Raw genomic sequence first — 16,848 nt, 5'->3', positions numbered from 1 at the left:
CTGGATGTGTGTCTGGAGAGCCCGTGATGACGACAAAATCAAAAATCGCAACCAACCTGAGTGATTCGGCCAAGGTCGATCAGCAATCGGTTCAGCCGTTTACCCGCTCGCAAAAAATCTATGTTCAGGGCACACGCCCCGACATCCTCGTGCCGATGCGCGAAATCAGCCTGGATGTGACCCCGACCGACTTCGGCGGCGAAATCAACGCGCCGGTGGTGGTGTATGACACCTCGGGCCCGTACACCGACCCCAACGTCACCATCGATGTGCGCAAAGGCCTGGCCGATGTGCGGTCGCCGTGGATCGAATCCCGTGGCGACACCGAGCGCCTGTCCGGCCTGAGCTCCAATTTCGGCCAGGAACGCCTCGCCGATCCGGAACTGACCAAGCTGCGTTTCGCCCACGTCAACAACCCGCGCCGCGCCAAGCCGGGTGCCAACGTCAGCCAGATGCACTACGCCCGTAAAGGCATCATCACCGCCGAGATGGAATACGTCGCCATCCGCGAAAACATGAAGCTCGAAGTGGCCCGCGCCGCCGGCCTGCTGGACCAGCAACACGCCGGCCACAGCTTCGGCGCCAGCGTACCGAAAATCATCACCCCGGAATTCGTCCGTGAAGAGATCGCCCGCGGTCGCGCGATCATTCCGGCCAACATCAACCACACCGAACTGGAACCGATGATCATCGGCCGTAACTTCCTGGTGAAGATCAACGGCAACATCGGCAACAGCGCGCTGGGTTCGTCCATCGAAGAAGAAGTGGCGAAACTGACCTGGGGCATTCGCTGGGGTTCGGACACGGTCATGGACTTGTCCACCGGCAAACACATTCACGAAACCCGCGAATGGATCATCCGTAACTCGCCGGTGCCGATCGGTACCGTGCCGATCTATCAGGCACTGGAGAAGGTCAATGGCGTCGCCGAAGACCTGACCTGGGAGCTGTTCCGCGACACACTGATCGAACAGGCCGAGCAGGGCGTCGACTACTTCACCATCCACGCCGGCGTGTTGCTGCGCTACGTACCGCTGACTGCCAAGCGCGTGACCGGCATCGTCTCCCGTGGCGGTTCGATCATGGCCAAGTGGTGCCTGGCGCACCACAAGGAAAACTTCCTCTACACCCATTTCGAAGACATCTGCGAAATCATGAAGGCCTACGACGTCAGCTTCTCGCTGGGCGATGGCCTGCGTCCGGGCTCGATTGCCGACGCCAACGATGAAGCGCAATTCGGTGAGCTGGAAACCCTGGGCGAGCTGACCAAAATCGCCTGGAAGCATGACGTGCAGTGCATGATCGAAGGCCCGGGCCACGTGCCGATGCAGTTGATCAAAGAGAACATGGACAAGCAGCTGGAGTGCTGCGACGAGGCGCCGTTCTACACCCTCGGCCCTCTGACCACCGACATCGCTCCAGGCTACGACCACATCACCTCCGGTATCGGCGCGGCGATGATCGGCTGGTTCGGTTGCGCCATGCTCTGCTACGTGACACCGAAAGAGCACTTGGGCCTGCCGAACAAGGATGACGTGAAGACCGGGATCATCACCTACAAGATCGCCGCTCACGCCGCCGACCTGGCCAAAGGGCATCCGGGTGCACAGATTCGCGACAATGCCTTGAGCAAGGCGCGCTTCGAATTCCGCTGGGAAGACCAGTTCAACCTGGGTCTCGATCCGGATACCGCACGCTCGTACCACGATGAAACCCTGCCGAAGGATTCGGCCAAGGTCGCGCACTTCTGCTCCATGTGCGGGCCGAAATTCTGCTCGATGAAGATCACCCAGGAAGTCCGTGAGTACGCGGCCAACCAGCGGATCGAAACCGTCGATGCCGAAGTCGCCAAGGGACTGGCGGAACAGGCTGAGCGGTTCAAGCAGGAAGGCAGTCAGCTGTACAAGAAGGTTTGATCCAGCATTGATAACCCTGTGGCGAGGGGGCAAGCCCTCTCGCCACAGGGGATCGGGCAGATCAACAACAAATGTTCCTCTGAGATAACACCCTTGAGCATTCAACCCAGCACTTACTCCCCGGACATCGCCGTGCCGACCGACAAACGCGTCTTCGGCGGTCGGGATCTGTTTTCCCTGTGGTTCTCCCTCGGCATCGGCCTGATGGTATTGCAGACCGGCGCTTTGCTCGCACCGGGTCTGGGCCTGTCCGGTTCATTGCTGGCGATTTTTCTCGGCACACTGGTCGGCGTGCTGTTGCTGGCCGCTGTCGGCGTGATCGGCAGTGACACCGGCCTGTCATCGATGGCCGCGCTCAAACTCAGCCTCGGTGCAAAAGGCGCGAGCCTTCCGGCGGTGCTGAACCTGCTGCAACTGATCGGTTGGGGTTCGTTCGAAATCATCGTGATGCGCGACGCCGCCAGCCTGCTCGGCGCCCGTGCATTCAGTGAAGGCAGCCTGTGGTCGAACCCGCTGCTGTGGACGCTGTTCTTCGGTGCACTGGCCACCTTGCTGGCGGTCAGCGGTCCGTTGACTTTCGTGCGCAAGATCCTGCGCAAGTGGGGTATCTGGCTGTTGCTGGCCGCGTGCGTCTGGCTGACCTGGAACCTGTTCGCCAAGGCTGATCTGGCGGCGTTGTGGGCACAGGCCGGTGATGGTTCGATGCCGTTCGCCGTGGGCTTCGACATTGCGATCGCGATGCCGCTGTCCTGGCTGCCGCTGATTGCCGACTACTCGCGCTTCGGTAAGCGTGCGAAGAATGTGTTCGGCGGTACGGCGTTGGGTTTCTTTATCGGTAACTTCTGGCTGATGAGCCTGGGCGTGGCGTACACCCTGGCGTTCGCGCCGAGCGGTGAAGTGAATGCCTTGCTGCTGGCGCTGGCCGGAGCGGGCCTGGGGATTCCGTTGTTGCTGATTCTGTTGGATGAATCAGAAAATGCCTTTGCCGATATTCATTCGGCGGCGGTGTCCAGCGGGATTCTGTTGCGCTTGAAAGTCGAGCATCTGGCCTTGGCCATCGGCGTGATCTGCACGCTGATCGCTTGCCTGGCGCCATTGGCCCAGTACCAGAATTTCCTGCTGTTGATCGGTTCGGTGTTTGCGCCGCTGTTCGGCGTGGTGCTGGTGGATCACTTCATCCTGCGCAAACGCAGTGCTCGTGTGGCATCGGCTGCCTTGCGCTGGCCGGCGTTGCTCGCCTGGCTGGGCGGGGTGAGCACTTATCACTTGCTGGCCAATCTCTATCCGGACATCGGCGCAACCCTGCCGTCGCTGGTACTGGCAGGGCTGCTGCAACTGGTGCTTGGTCGAGCCTTCAGCTACGGCCGGGAAACAGCTCAGGCTTGAGAATGCCGTTCAGGCGTGGGTAGGGGATCTTCAGTTCGACGTGGCCCAATGCGTAAGGCGCGAGGGTGCTCACTTCGTACTTGAGGATCACCCCGCCGTACGTCAACGCCACGTTCTGGGTTTTCACGAAGGGCCAGCTCTTGACGAACTCTGGCTCCTGATCGAGTTTGGTGCTGATCAGCCAGCTGTTGTGCGCCACCTGGGCCGCTTTCCAGAACGCTTCTTCCTGCCCCGGGATCACCATGTCCGACAGCGTCAGCACTTTATGCTGCTGACGTGAATAGTTGATGAAACCGCGACCCGGCGTGCCATGGTCACCACCGGTGTCCAGGTAGCTGGACAATTCAATGATCACCAAGCCGTCATGCTGCTCACGTACCTTGGCTTGCAGGTAGCTGCTGTAGCGCGGCCCGGCGCTGCTTAAAAACTGCTCGCGATACGTCGTCAGTGTCGGCGCTACAGGGGCGTCGGGCGCGGTGCGGGTCATTTGCAGCAGGCGTTTTTCGATGATGCTGTCAAGCGCAGGCTCAGCCGGGAAGTGCAGCGTATCGATGTTCACCAGCGGGCAGTCAGGGTTGGCGCAACCCGGTTTCAGCTGTTCGGAAGCGTCGCGGGTGGTTTCCAGCGGCGCCCGGTAATTGGGCTGGAAAAGACTCTGGCACGCACCCAGGGTCAGGGCGATGGCGGCCACGGAGGCGATCTTGAAAAGCGACATGGGCGTCCTTAATGAAACAGGGGAAGGCGAAAAGTTAACCGCTTCGACTCTCAACGAGGCAGTCAGTTCGCCACTAAGCTAATTAGAGTTGGTTTCGCCCTCACCGTCTATCCCGCTGACTGTAAAGGGGCTGCATCAAACATCGCGGGCGCGTTAGGATGGCGCGAAGTCGAGGTTGCAAGTAACAAAAAGGAGCCTCGTAACGGATTTGCAGTAAACGAGGATTGTCATGACTGATTTTGCCAACACCATTCCGACCGCCGTTGATATCGTTCGGCGCGAAAAGTGCTACGAGGGCTTCTACAAGCTCGACCGCGTGCACTTGCGCCACGAATTGTTCGACGGTGGCATGAGTCGCGAGATCAATCGTGAAGTGTTCTTGCGCCACGATGCGGTGTGTGTGCTGCCTTATGATCCACAGCGCGACGAAGTGGTGCTGATCGAGCAATTTCGCGTCGGCGCCATGGGCAAGACCGACAATCCGTGGCTGATCGAACTGGTCGCCGGTCTGATCGACAAGGATGAAATACCGGAAGAAGTTGCTCACCGCGAAGCGCAGGAGGAAGCTGGACTTGTATTCGGGGCGCTCTGGCCGATGACCAAATATTTTCCATCGCCGGGCGGCAGTAACGAGTTTGTGCATTTGTACCTGGGGCGTTGTGACAGTGCCGGGGTTGGCGGCCTGCATGGGCTGGAGGAAGAGGCAGAAGATATTCGCGTCACGGTCTGGGCTTTCGAAGATGCCCTGCAAGCCGTGCGCGACGGACGTATTGCCAACGCGGCGAGCATCATTGCCTTGCAGTGGCTGGCTTTGAACCGCGTGGAAGTGAGGGGGTTATGGTCGTAAACAAGCTGCGCGATCGCTATCGGGTCGACCTCGTGGGGCTGCAAGCCTCTTGCGAGGCCAACTACGCGCGCCTGATGCGACTGTTGCCGGACATGCGCAACGATCCGGCGGCCCGGCGCATTGCCGTGACCCAGGGTGACCAGATGCTTGGCGTGCTGGCCCTGGAAGTGCTGCAAGCCTGTCCATACACCACCACCCTGCAAGTGCGTCAGGAACACAGCCTGCCCTGGTTGCCGGTGCCGCAACTGGAAGTGCAGGTGTATCACGACGCACGCATGGCTGAAGTTATCAGCGCCGAACATGCACGACGCTTTCGCGGCATCTATCCTTACCCGAACGCCGCGATGCATCAGCCGGACGAAAAGGCTCAACTCAATCTGTTCCTGGGGGAATGGCTGAGTCATTGCCTGGCTTGCGGACACGAGTACGCCGTTGTGCGCTAAGAGTGCTGTGTAGTTGTGAACTGCTTCCGGTTCACAGGTTTCCTCTTTTGATCGTCCCCCAGCATAATTGCGGCACTTTCCAATCCCGTGATCACGCCCTGGGAGAACGCCTTGCCGAGCGTATCCACATTGACCACCGCCGATCCGGCGTTACTGGTGCAACTCTCCGACAGTCATCTGTTTGCCGAGGCGGACGCGACGTTGCTGGGCATGAATACCCGTGACAGCCTGCAACAGGTGATCGAGCTGGTATTGAAGCAGCAACCGCAGATCGATCTGATGATTGCCACTGGCGATCTGTCCCAGGACGGGACGCTGGAGTCGTACCAGCTGTTTCGCGACCTGACCCGGCAGATCGATGCCCCGGCGCGCTGGATTCCAGGTAATCACGACGAGCCGCGGATCATGGCCGAGGCGGCGGTGCACAGTGCATTGCTGGAGCCGGTGGTGGATATCGGCAACTGGCGGGTGACGTTGCTCGATTCGGCGGTGCCGGGTTCAGTGCCGGGGTATTTGCAGGATGAGCAGTTGCAATTGCTCGTGCGCTCGTTGAGCGAGGCGCCGCAGCGGCATCATCTGGTGTGTTTCCATCATCATCCGGTGTCGATCGGGTGCGCGTGGATGGAGCCGATAGGATTGCGCAATCCAGAAGCGTTATTTGCGGTGCTGGACAGATTTCCGCAGGTGCGTGCGGTGCTTTGGGGGCATGTTCATCAGGAGATTGATCAAGTGCGCAACGGTGTTCGCCTGATCGCATCGCCCTCGACCTGCATCCAGTTCGAGCCGGGCAGCGACGATTTCAAGGTGAGTGAGCAGGCGCCGGGGTATCGGTGGCTGCGGCTGTTGCCCGATGGTCAGCTTGAAACTGGCGTTGAGCGCGTGAGCGGGTTCGATTTCCAGATCGATTACGGCTCCAACGGCTACTGACACTTTTCCCTGTAGGCGCCAAGGCCCCCGTAGGAGTTGTCGAGTGCAACGAGGCTGCGATCTTTTGACTTTGTTTTTAAAAAGCAAGATCGCGGCCTCGTTGCACTCGCCAGCTCCTACAGTAAACTCCGCCTTCTTTACCTGACGCACAGGGAGCTCAAATGTCTGGTTCGATCCTTTATATCCACGGTTTCAACAGCGCGCCAGCGTCGAAAAAGGCCTGTCAGTTGATGAATGTGATGGAACGGCTGGGCTTGAGCGATCAGTTGCGTGTACCGGCCCTGCATCACCATCCCCGTGAGGCCATCGCTCAGCTGGAACAGGCGATTGTGGAGCTGGGGCGGCCACTGCTGGTCGGCAGCTCACTCGGCGGCTACTATGCGACTCACCTGGCCGAGCACCATGGCTTGAAAGCCCTGTTGATCAACCCTGCCGTCAGCCCGCACCGGATGTTCGACGGATTTCTGGGGACGCAGAAAAACCTGTATACCGATGAGACCTGGGAAATGACCCACGACCACGTGACGGCCCTGGCCGAGCTGGAAGTGCCGGCGCCCCAGGATCCGCAGCGGTTTCAGGTATGGTTGCAAACTGGCGATGAAACACTGGACTATCGCCTCGCCCAGCAATATTACCGGGCCTGTGCCTTGCGCATTCAGGCCGGCGGCGACCATAGTTTCCAGGGTTTTGCCGCGCAACTGCCGGCCATATTGAGTTTTGCCGGCATCGGCGCAGATTTGTATCAGGCGATCGATTTCACTGCATTGTGATTGTTCGCCTCTTTTTTTACTGACACTGACGACGAGACCCCATGGCCACTCCCAGCGCTAGCTCTTATAACGCAGACGCCATCGAAGTCCTCTCGGGCCTCGACCCGGTGCGCAAACGCCCCGGCATGTACACCGACACCAGTCGGCCGAACCACCTCGCCCAGGAAGTCATCGACAACAGCGTCGACGAAGCCTTGGCCGGGCACGCGACGTCGGTGCAGGTCATCCTGCACGCCGATCACTCCCTGGAAGTCAGTGATGATGGCCGTGGCATGCCGGTGGACATTCACCCGGAAGAGGGTGTGTCGGGCGTCGAGCTGATCCTCACCAAACTCCATGCGGGTGGCAAGTTTTCCAACAAGAACTACCAGTTCTCCGGCGGTCTGCACGGGGTGGGTATTTCCGTGGTCAACGCCTTGTCGACCGAAGTCCGGGTGCGTGTAAAACGTGACGGCAACGAATACCAGATGACTTTCGCCGACGGTTACAAAAAAACCGAACTGGAAGTGGTCGGTACGGTCGGCAAGCGCAATACCGGCACCAGCGTGTTTTTCGCACCAGACCCGAAGTATTTCGATTCGCCGAAATTCTCCATCAGCCGCCTCAAGCACGTGCTCAAGGCCAAGGCCGTTCTGTGTCCGGGGCTGCTGGTCAGTTTTGAAGACAAGGCCACCGGCGAGAAAGTCGAATGGCATTACGAAGACGGCTTGCGCTCCTACCTGGTAGATGCGGTCAGCGAATTCGAACGCCTGCCCGACGAGCCGTTCTGCGGCAGCCTGGCCGGTAACAAGGAAGCGGTCGATTGGGCATTGCTGTGGTTGCCCGAGGGTGGCGACAGCGTTCAGGAAAGCTACGTCAACCTGATCCCGACAGCCCAGGGCGGTACTCACGTCAACGGTCTGCGTCAGGGCTTGCTCGATGCCATGCGCGAGTTCTGCGAGTTCCGCAGCCTGTTGCCGCGAGGTGTGAAGCTGGCGCCGGAAGACGTCTGGGAGCGCATCGCGTTCGTGCTATCGATGAAGATGCAGGAACCGCAATTCTCCGGCCAGACCAAAGAGCGCCTGTCATCCCGTGAAGCGGCCGCCTTCGTTTCCGGTGTGGTCAAGGATGCTTTCAGCCTGTGGCTCAACGCCAACCCGGAGACCGGCATGTTGCTGGCCGAACTGGCGATCAACAACGCCGGTCGTCGTCTGAAGGCCAGCAAGAAGGTCGAGCGCAAACGCATTACCCAAGGGCCGGCATTGCCGGGCAAGCTCGCCGACTGCGCCGGGCAGGACCCGATGCGTTCCGAGCTGTTCCTGGTGGAAGGTGATTCCGCCGGCGGTTCGGCCAAGCAAGCGCGAGACAAAGAATTTCAGGCGATCCTGCCATTGCGCGGCAAGATCCTGAACACCTGGGAAGTCGATGGCAGCGAAGTGCTGGCCAGCCAGGAAGTGCACAACATCGCCGTGGCGATTGGTGTCGACCCGGGCGCGGCGGACATGAGCCAGTTGCGTTACGGCAAGATCTGCATCCTCGCCGACGCCGACTCCGACGGTCTGCACATCGCCACCTTGCTCTGCGCCTTGTTCGTCCAGCATTTCCGTCCACTGGTGGACGCCGGTCACGTCTACGTCGCCATGCCGCCGCTGTACCGTATCGACTTGGGCAAAGAGATCTACTACGCCCTCGACGAGGCCGAGCGCGACGGCATCCTCGATCGCCTGGTGGCCGAGAAGAAGCGCGGCAAGCCGCAGGTCACCCGATTCAAAGGCCTGGGTGAAATGAACCCGCCGCAGTTGCGCGAAACCACCATGGACCCGAACACGCGGCGTCTGGTGCAACTGACGCTGGGTGAAGATTTCGCCGAAACCTCGGAAATGATGGACATGCTGCTGGCGAAAAAACGCGCGGGCGATCGCAAGACCTGGCTGGAATCCAAAGGCAACCTGGCCGAGGTTCTGGGCTGATGCGCTTTGGCTGGGCCCTGGCGTGTGCGTTGCTGCTGACTTCGGTGACGATTTGCGCGCAACCCGCGCCAGAGCTGCGGCTGTTGTCCGAACATGCCGTCGACGGCATGCGCGGCGGCAATCTGTCGGGGCTGGCCCAGTGTGGCAAGGAGCTGTGGACCGTTTCGGATCGCGACGATGATCAAATCTATCGCCTCGACACCCGCAACCCCACCTGGCAAGCCGAAACCGTGCACATTGACGTACCCCTGGTGCCCGACAGCGGTTTGCCCTGGGGCTTGCGTTCGCGGACCTGGGCCGCATCGTTCGTGCGGGGCGGGGATCTGGATTTCGAAGGCATCACCTGTGATAGCGCGGGCAATCGTTACATCGTCAGCGAAGGCCACGCCGCAGTGTTGCAAGTACCGCCAACCGGGCCTGCGTCCTGGCTGAAAATCTCGCCGATGCTGGTTCGCGAAGCGCGGGCCAGCGGCATGTTGTTGCACTTCAATGCGTTATTTGAAGGCCTGGCGATCAATCCGGCCGGTGACACGCTGTGGCTGGCCGCCGAACGTGAGCGCCGCGGTTTGCTGCTGATCAAGCGCCAGCAAACAGTGTGGGACTGCGACGGTAGCTGTGTGCTGCTGAGTGAAGGCGGAATGGAAATGCAGCCGAAGCAATTTCCCCACGCCAGAGCGCGCCCTCGGGATTTTGCCGATCTGTCATTGTTCGACGGCAAGCTGTTTACCCTTGAGCGCAACGCCTTTCAGATCTGTCGCCGTGATGCGGTGACGACCAAGGTCGAGCGTTGCTGGTCATTTGCCGCCGAGGCCTTGCAGGAAAACCGTCGTTATTCACAGCCCTTTGGGCTGGCGGAAGCGCTGATCGTGGACGTCGACGGTGCCTGGATCGGTATCGACAACAACAACGGTGCGCGCGCCGACGGTGAAGCACGGCCGATTGTGTGGCGCTTTGCCGCGCCGGAAGGTGGCTGGAGTGCCAAGCCATGAGTCAACAGCCGCCGGGCAAACGCGCCGGTCGGGTGTTGATGGTGCTGGCCTGGGGCGCCGCGCTGTTTCTGGCGACGCGGTTCTTCGGTCAATGGGAGGAGCGTCAACAGAATCCCAACACCGTCGTCAGCTCTGAGCGGGGCCAGGGTTTTATCGAGGTGAAGCTGATCGGCAACAGCCAGGGGCATTTTGTCGCCACCGGCCAGATCAACGGCCAGCCCGTGGAGTTCATGCTCGATACCGGCGCAACCGATGTGTCGATCCCGGCCGAAATGGCTGAACGATTGAAACTGGAAAAAGGCTTCGGGGTGACCCTGAGCACGGCCAATGGCTTGAGTGAGGGCTATCGAACCCGCCTCGACCGGCTGCAATTGGGCGCCATCGTGCTGCGTGACGTACGCGCGCTGGTGGCGCCCGGTTTGCACGGCAATCAAGTGCTGCTCGGCATGAGCGCACTGAACAAACTTGAATTTACCCAGCGCGGTGGCACCATGCTGCTGCGCCAGACCACGAAATAATGAGGCCCGCATGAGCGACTCCCTTGATCTCAGCCTGGACGGTGTAGAGCGCCGGTCACTGGCTGACTTCACCGAAAATGCCTACCTCAACTACTCCATGTACGTGATCATGGACCGTGCCTTGCCGCATATCGGCGACGGCCTGAAACCGGTACAGCGACGCATCGTCTATGCGATGAGCGAGTTGGGGCTGGACGCCGATTCCAAGCACAAGAAGTCGGCGCGTACCGTCGGTGACGTGCTCGGTAAATTCCACCCACACGGCGACTCGGCGTGCTACGAAGCCATGGTCCTGATGGCCCAGCCGTTCAGCTACCGCTACACGCTGGTCGACGGCCAGGGTAACTGGGGTGCGCCGGATGATCCCAAGTCCTTCGCGGCCATGCGTTACACCGAAGCGCGGCTGTCGCGTTATTCCGAAGTGCTGCTCAGCGAACTGGGCCAGGGCACGGCGGATTGGGGCCCGAACTTCGACGGCACCCTGGAAGAACCTCTGGTGTTGCCGGCCCGTTTGCCGAACATCCTGCTCAACGGCACCACCGGTATCGCCGTGGGCATGGCCACCGACGTCCCGCCGCATAACCTGCGCGAAGTCGCGACCGCTTGCGTGCGCTTGCTGGATGAACCGAAAGCCACGGTCGAGCAGCTCTGCGAACACATTCAGGGCCCGGATTATCCGACCGAAGCGGAAATCATCACGCCGCGCGCCGACCTGCTGAAAATCTACGAAACCGGTCGCGGTTCGGTGCGCATGCGCGCGGTGTACCACGTCGAGGACGGCGATATCATCGTGACGGCGCTGCCGCACCAGGTCTCTGGCGCCAAAGTGCTCGAGCAGATTGCCGCGATGATGCAGGCCAAACCGTCGAAAGCGCCGCAGATTGCGGACTTGCGCGACGAGTCGGACCACGAGAACCCATGCCGCATCGTGATTATCCCGGTCAACAGCCGGGTCGATCACGAAGCGCTGATGCAACACCTGTTCGCGACCACCGAGCTGGAATCCAGCTACCGGGTCAACATCAACATCATTGGTCTCGACGGCAAGCCGCAGCTCAAGAACCTGCGCGCATTGCTGGTGGAATGGCTGGAATTCCGCGTGCGGACCGTGCGTCGACGCCTGCAATTCCGCCTCGACAAGGTCGAGCGTCGCCTGCACCTGTTGGACGGCTTGCTGATTGCCTACCTCAACCTGGATGAAGTGATCCACATCATCCGTACCGAGGAGCACCCGAAGGCCAGTCTGATCGAGCGTTTCGCCCTGAGCGAGATCCAGGCCGATTACATTCTCGACACCCGTTTGCGTCAGTTGGCGCGACTGGAAGAAATGAAGCTGCGTGCCGAGCAGGACGAACTGCTCAAGGAGCAGGCCAAGCTGCAAGCCCTGCTGGGCAGCGAAGCCAAGCTGAAGAAACTGGTACGCAGCGAGCTGATCAAAGACGCCGAAACCTATGGCGACGACCGTCGTTCGCCAATCGTCGAGCGCGCCGAAGCCAAGGCGATGACCGAGCACGATCTGCTGCCAAACGAGAAAGTGACGGTCGTGTTGTCGGAAAAAGGCTGGGTTCGCTCCGCCAAAGGTCACGACATCGATGCTACCGGACTGTCCTACAAGGCCGGGGATGGCTTCAAGACCTCGGCGGCCGGGCGTTCCAACCAGTTTGCGGTGTTTATCGATTCCACTGGCCGCAGTTATTCGGTTGCAACCCACACACTGCCGTCGGCCCGTGGCCAGGGTGAACCGCTGACCGGCCGTCTGACGCCGCCACCAGGGGCGAGCTTCGAATGCGTGCTGATGCCTGAAGACGATGCGCTGTACGTGATCGCATCCGACGCCGGTTACGGTTTCGTGGTCAAGGGCGAAGACCTGCAAGCCAAGAACAAGGCGGGCAAGGCCCTGTTGAGCCTGCCGAACAACGCCAAGGTCATCCTGCCGCGTCCGGTGGCCGACCGTGAACACAACTGGCTGGCCTCGGTGACCACCGAGGGTCGCCTGCTGATCTTCAAAATCAGCGATCTGCCACAATTAGGTAAAGGTAAAGGCAATAAGATCATCGGGATTCCCGGTGAGCGTGTTGCCAGTCGCGAAGAATATGTCACGGACATCGCTGTGTTGCCGGAGGGCGCCACTTTGGTGCTGCAGGCCGGCAAACGTACCTTGTCGCTGAAGGCGGACGACCTCGAACACTACAAAGGTGAGCGTGGGCGTCGCGGTAATAAGCTGCCACGCGGTTTTCAGAGAGTGGATGCGCTGTTCGTCGAAAACCTCAATTAGGCGTCCTAGAGCGCTCGATCTACGATTTAACGCGTAGATCGACGCTTTGGCGCTGGAGTCGGAACGCATATTCACGGATGATATGGCCTTTCAAGCGCCGGCGTAGCCGAGTGTTCTTCATATTTTTTGAGTATTTTCACTGTGGTGAGCCTTGTGGCAACCACCTGGATGGGACGATGACTGCTCTGCGCCTTCCTTTTATTTTGATGCTCGCTGGCGTTCTTGGCCTGGCGGGTTGCAGCGTACACCAGCCGGTGTCGCTGTATCAGCTGGACAGCGGAAGTCCGGCTCAGCCTGCGCAAAGCGCGGGCATGGCGGTATTGTTGGGCCCGGTAACGGTTGCTGATTACCTGCAACGCGAAACCTTGTTGCAGCGTCAGCCGGATGGCAGCCTTCAAGCATCGGCCGACGGTCGTTGGGCCGGCAGCCTCTCGTCGGACATCGATCAGCTGTTGCTGCGTCAGGTCGCTGGTCATCTGGACAGCCAGCGCGTTGTCCTGGCTCCTGCGACAGTGGGCTTCACGCCGGATGTTCAGGTTCTGCTGACCATCACCCGTCTGGACTCGGGTGTGTCGCAACCGGCGATCCTGGACGCGCAATGGCGCCTGATCGATCGTCGTGGTCAGGTGCGTGATAACCGTATCATTCATCTGCAGGAGCAGCACTCCGGCGGCACGGCGTCTCAGGTTCAGGCCCAGGGTGTGTTGCTGCAGCGTCTGGCCGAGCAATTGTCCACAGCGCTCAAGCCACTGGCCAATCAGCCACCGATCGCTGAGGCACCGCGCAAACCGGCTGCCAAACCCGCAGCACCGGCAGCAGAGCCGGAGAAACAGCCAAAGATCCCGATGGCCTCGCCGATTCGTACGGATATGGAAGTGTTCAGGTTCTGAGCCTGGATTGAGTCCAGAACAAAGCCCGCCTTGTGCGGGCTTTGTTGTTTTTGCGGGTTGGTCGTAGCAGCTGCGGAGCCTGCAAGGCTGCGTTCGAGGAAGAGTCCTCGCAGACCTTGTTGGCGCGTTTTGCCTGATCGTGCCCATCGCCTGATTTTACGACTGTTGCGCAGCCGGACGCAGCCTCGCAGGCTCGGCAGCTGCTACAAGAGTTAGGGGACAACAAAAAGCCCGCAGACGATTATTCATCTGCGGGCTTCTCTATAGCGGGCACAAGGTTACGGGTTATGCCCGGCGTTCGTGCATCCGCGCCAGTTGCCGCTCCAGCATCGACGGATAAGGCTCCATCAGGCGTTCTACGCAGCACGCACCCTCAGGGCTTGCAATCGGGCGGATCCGCGCACGCTGGCGAATCAGCGCGTCGTCGCTGATCTTGCGCTCCACCAGCAGCAGGTTGCGGCTGTGTTGCGACAGGGCCAGCGCATCCTGAGCGGTTTCGGTCAGCAGCAGGTCGATCTGGCTCAAGCCGAACAGTTCGTCGCCCAGTGTCAGGCCCAACTGCAATTGCAGGGTGATGCCGCTGTCGGCGACTTCGATCTGCAATTGATGGCCCAGGGCGCGCAGCAACTCACCGCAGCAGATGGCGTTGGTCAGGTAGTCATCGCCGCTGTCTTCGGTGTGGAACAGCATCAGCGTGCTGCCATCGTTCAGGGTGTGCAGTTCGCTCTGGTAGAGCGACGCCGCCTGATCGAGGCAATCGCGGTAGCGTTTGAGCAGCTCTTCCAGTCGCGCGCGGGGCAGGCGACGCAGTTGATCCTGTGCGCCCAGTTGTACCGCCAGTACCGCGCTGTGTTGAGGTACGTTCGATACCTGCGGCTTTGCGACGGGTTTCGGCGCACTGTCTGTCGAGTCGTCACGCAGATCGGCAAACGGGTCTTCGTCGTCCTCGTCGTCCTCGACCGTGCTGACAATGCGCCGCGGCGCAGGCTTGAGACTTGCCACCGGTCGGGTTTCATCGAAGCTCGGATCACGCAGGTTGCGAACTTCGAAGGCCGGATCGGTCTCTTCGTCGTCATCGCTGTCGTTGAACTCGGGCTCCGGAACAGGCTCCGGTTCGGCCGGCTCCGGCGCGAAATTGGCGTGCAGCTGACGAGCGAGATCGCCGACTTCATCCTGACGCTCGGTGGCCGGGGTGTATTCGTCGATATTGCGCAGCCACACGCGCAATTGCAGCAGCGGCGTGGAGATATTGCGGCCCAGGCGCAGGCTCAAGGCCAGGGACAGCGCCAGCAGAATCGCGCTCAGAATGCCCATGCTTTGCAGGCTGATGGTCATCGGCTGCTGGAACTGATCCATGTCCAGGCTGATGCGCAGTTGCCCGGCGGTCACGTCCTGGAAGGTGATCTTGCTCTGGTACATGCCTTCGGCTTCGCCCAGCAGGCTGTGCTTGGGACGCTGACCGGCTTCGGCGAGGATGCGGTTATCCACGCTGTAGATGGCAGCGTGGGCCACCAGCTTGTTCTTGGTCAGGTTGTTGAGCAGCACATTCAGGCTGAGGATGTCGTTGGACACCAACAGCTCCGTGGCCGACGTAGCCGTCTGGGTAGTCAGGCTTTCGCCCAGGGCATCCGCCTGCTCGTGCATGGCCTGCTTGAACTGCAAACCCATCACACAGGCATAGATCACCAGGGCCAGAGCGACCAGAATCACGTTATGGCTGGCAATGCGCAATGCGATCGGTACACGGCGATGACGCAGTGCCCGGAAGATCAGCAGAAAGAAGTTATCGGTTTTTACTGGCGTGGGCCGGTTCACTTGAGCTCGGCTCTTTGTCCGTGAAGTTGACGCGCAGTATAGCGACAGGCCCTAGGTCGTCAAAGCGCTCGCGGTGCCCGATGGTCACTGAAAATGGGTAGAATGCGGTTTTTTTCCACCTGCGGGGGTGCGCCTTGCGCGAAATCGTCCTGATAAACATCACGGGAGTCGACCGTCCGGGTCTGACTGCGGCCATAACCGGCGTTCTGGCCCAGGGTGGTGTGAACATTCTCGACATCGGTCAGGCGGTGATCCACGACACCCTGTCGTTCGGCATCCTGGTTGAAATTCCCGACACCGAGCAAGGCAACTCGGTGCTCAAAGACATCCTGTTCAAAGGCTATGAACTTGAGCAACAAGTGCGTTTCACGCCGGTGTCCGAAGAGGATTACCAGCAGTGGGTCGGCAACCAGGGCAAGAAACGCCACATCGTCACCCTGTTGACCCGCAAAGTGACCGCCGAGCAATTGCAGCGTGTGAGCTCGATCACCGCCAAATATGGCCTGAACATCGATCATATCGATCGTCTGTCCGGGCGCATGCCGCTGGATACTCCAGCCGATAAGGGCAAGGGCTGCATCGAGTTTTCCGTGCGTGGCGAAGCGGCTGACCCGCAAGCGCTACGGGCTGAATTCCTCAGCGTCGCGCAAGAGCTGAACGTCGACATCGCCTTCCAGGAAGATTCGCTGTTCCGCCGTAACCGTCGTCTGGCGGTGTTCGACATGGACTCGACGCTGATTGAGGCCGAGGTCATCGACGAACTGGCCAAGGCCGCCGGTGTTGGCGACCAGGTGTCCGCAATTACTGAGCGGGCGATGGCCGGCGAGCTGGACTTCCGCGCCAGCTTCAAGGAGCGCCTGGCCTTGCTGCAAGGGCTGGACGTCAGCGTGCTGGACTCCATCGGTGCTTCCCTGCGCCTGACCGAGGGCGCCGAAACCCTGTTCGCCGAACTCAAGCGCCTGGGCTACAAGACCGCGATTCTGTCGGGCGGCTTCACCTACTTCGCCAAGCAACTGCAGGCCAAGCTGGGCATCGACTATGTGTTCGCCAACGAACTGGAAGTGGTCGACGGCAAGGTCACCGGCGTGGCGGTCGAGCCGATTGTCGATGCGCAACGCAAGGCGGATTTGCTGCGTGAACTGGCGCATAAAGAAGGTTTGCGTCTGGAGCAGACGATTGCTGTCGGTGACGGTGCCAACGACTTGCCGATGCTGGCGATTGCCGGGTTGGGCGTAGCGTTCCGCGCCAAACCGTTGGTCAAGCAATCGGCGAAACAGGCGATTTCCACCCTTGGGCTGGATGGCGTGCTGTATCTGCTGGGTTTCCGGGATCGCGACGGGCAGCTCTAAAAAGATCAAAAGATTAAAAGATCGCAGCCTTCGGCAGCTCCTACATTGGCATGTGAACA

The 16,848-nt window shown here is 60.3% G+C and carries 14 protein-coding genes; 12 read left to right on the top strand and 2 right to left on the bottom strand.

The genetic code is table 11. The annotated features are described in order from the left end of the window. The first annotated feature begins 26 nt into the window (after window positions 1–26). Together thiC and cytX are read left to right on the top strand one after the other, a co-directional pair. Entirely contained in the window at window positions 27–1,916 is a 1,890-nt protein-coding gene (gene thiC / locus AC1D2Q_RS10010) for a phosphomethylpyrimidine synthase ThiC (protein ID WP_477813085.1), read from the top strand. Between the two features lie 93 nt (window positions 1,917–2,009). Further along, complete coding sequence (gene cytX / locus AC1D2Q_RS10005; protein WP_477813084.1) at window positions 2,010–3,302, top strand: putative hydroxymethylpyrimidine transporter CytX; 1,293 nt, start codon at window positions 2,010–2,012, stop codon at window positions 3,300–3,302. On the opposite strand, the gene AC1D2Q_RS10000 is transcribed toward cytX, so the two are convergent. After that, complete coding sequence (locus tag AC1D2Q_RS10000; protein ID WP_477813083.1) at window positions 3,271–4,017, bottom strand: RsiV family protein; 747 nt, start codon at window positions 4,015–4,017, stop codon at window positions 3,271–3,273. The genes cytX and AC1D2Q_RS10000 overlap by 32 nt on opposite strands. Before the next feature lie 229 nt (window positions 4,018–4,246). Between AC1D2Q_RS10000 and AC1D2Q_RS09995 the strand changes: the two genes are divergently transcribed. The 9 genes from AC1D2Q_RS09995 to AC1D2Q_RS09955 all read left to right on the top strand — a co-directional run bounded on the left by AC1D2Q_RS09995 (window position 4,247) and on the right by AC1D2Q_RS09955 (window position 13,625). Then, on the top strand, window positions 4,247–4,864 hold the full coding sequence (locus tag AC1D2Q_RS09995; RefSeq protein WP_477813082.1) for an NUDIX domain-containing protein: 618 nt from the start codon (window positions 4,247–4,249) through the stop codon (window positions 4,862–4,864). Continuing rightward, the gene (locus AC1D2Q_RS09990; RefSeq protein ID WP_007939629.1) at window positions 4,855–5,307 is read left to right on the top strand and encodes a DUF1249 domain-containing protein; all 453 of its coding nucleotides are present in this window, start codon (window positions 4,855–4,857) and stop codon (window positions 5,305–5,307) included. The genes AC1D2Q_RS09995 and AC1D2Q_RS09990 overlap by 10 nt, the downstream gene beginning before the upstream one ends. Window positions 5,308–5,418: 111 nt before the next feature. Then, window positions 5,419–6,234, top strand: coding sequence for a 3',5'-cyclic-AMP phosphodiesterase (gene cpdA, locus AC1D2Q_RS09985; protein WP_477813081.1), 816 nt, complete (start codon window positions 5,419–5,421; stop codon window positions 6,232–6,234). A 161-nt stretch (window positions 6,235–6,395) separates the two neighbouring features. After that, window positions 6,396–7,004: a YqiA/YcfP family alpha/beta fold hydrolase gene (locus tag AC1D2Q_RS09980; RefSeq protein ID WP_477813080.1), complete on the top strand. Its 609-nt coding sequence runs from the start codon at window positions 6,396–6,398 to the stop codon at window positions 7,002–7,004. A gap of 41 nt (window positions 7,005–7,045) precedes the next feature. Then, the gene (parE, locus tag AC1D2Q_RS09975; protein WP_007939624.1) at window positions 7,046–8,953 is read left to right on the top strand and encodes a DNA topoisomerase IV subunit B; all 1,908 of its coding nucleotides are present in this window, start codon (window positions 7,046–7,048) and stop codon (window positions 8,951–8,953) included. Next, on the top strand, window positions 8,953–9,942 hold the full coding sequence (locus AC1D2Q_RS09970) for an esterase-like activity of phytase family protein (RefSeq protein WP_477813079.1): 990 nt from the start codon (window positions 8,953–8,955) through the stop codon (window positions 9,940–9,942). Before parE ends, AC1D2Q_RS09970 begins: the two co-directional genes overlap by 1 nt. Beyond that, window positions 9,939–10,460, top strand: coding sequence for a retropepsin-like aspartic protease family protein (locus AC1D2Q_RS09965; protein WP_477813078.1), 522 nt, complete (start codon window positions 9,939–9,941; stop codon window positions 10,458–10,460). Before AC1D2Q_RS09970 ends, AC1D2Q_RS09965 begins: the two co-directional genes overlap by 4 nt. A gap of 10 nt (window positions 10,461–10,470) precedes the next feature. Next, window positions 10,471–12,735: a DNA topoisomerase IV subunit A gene (gene parC / locus AC1D2Q_RS09960; protein WP_305479837.1), complete on the top strand. Its 2,265-nt coding sequence runs from the start codon at window positions 10,471–10,473 to the stop codon at window positions 12,733–12,735. Window positions 12,736–12,911: 176 nt separating this feature from the next. Then, window positions 12,912–13,625, top strand: coding sequence for a PqiC family protein (locus tag AC1D2Q_RS09955; RefSeq protein ID WP_019582189.1), 714 nt, complete (start codon window positions 12,912–12,914; stop codon window positions 13,623–13,625). 285 nt (window positions 13,626–13,910) lie between these two features. Here the strand turns inward: AC1D2Q_RS09955 and AC1D2Q_RS09950 are convergent, their stop codons facing one another. Beyond that, window positions 13,911–15,440, bottom strand: a complete 1,530-nt coding sequence (locus AC1D2Q_RS09950; protein WP_477813077.1) for an AhpA/YtjB family protein — start codon at window positions 15,438–15,440, stop codon at window positions 13,911–13,913. Between the two features lie 134 nt (window positions 15,441–15,574). On the opposite strand from AC1D2Q_RS09950, the gene serB reads away from it, so the two are divergent. Continuing rightward, entirely contained in the window at window positions 15,575–16,789 is a 1,215-nt protein-coding gene (gene serB / locus AC1D2Q_RS09945) for a phosphoserine phosphatase SerB (protein WP_007939616.1), read from the top strand. Window positions 16,790–16,848: the final 59 nt, after the last annotated feature.

It is taken from the genome of Pseudomonas sp. P1_A1 (assembly GCF_056406935.1).
This window is presented reverse-complemented; position numbering and strand designations above follow the sequence as displayed.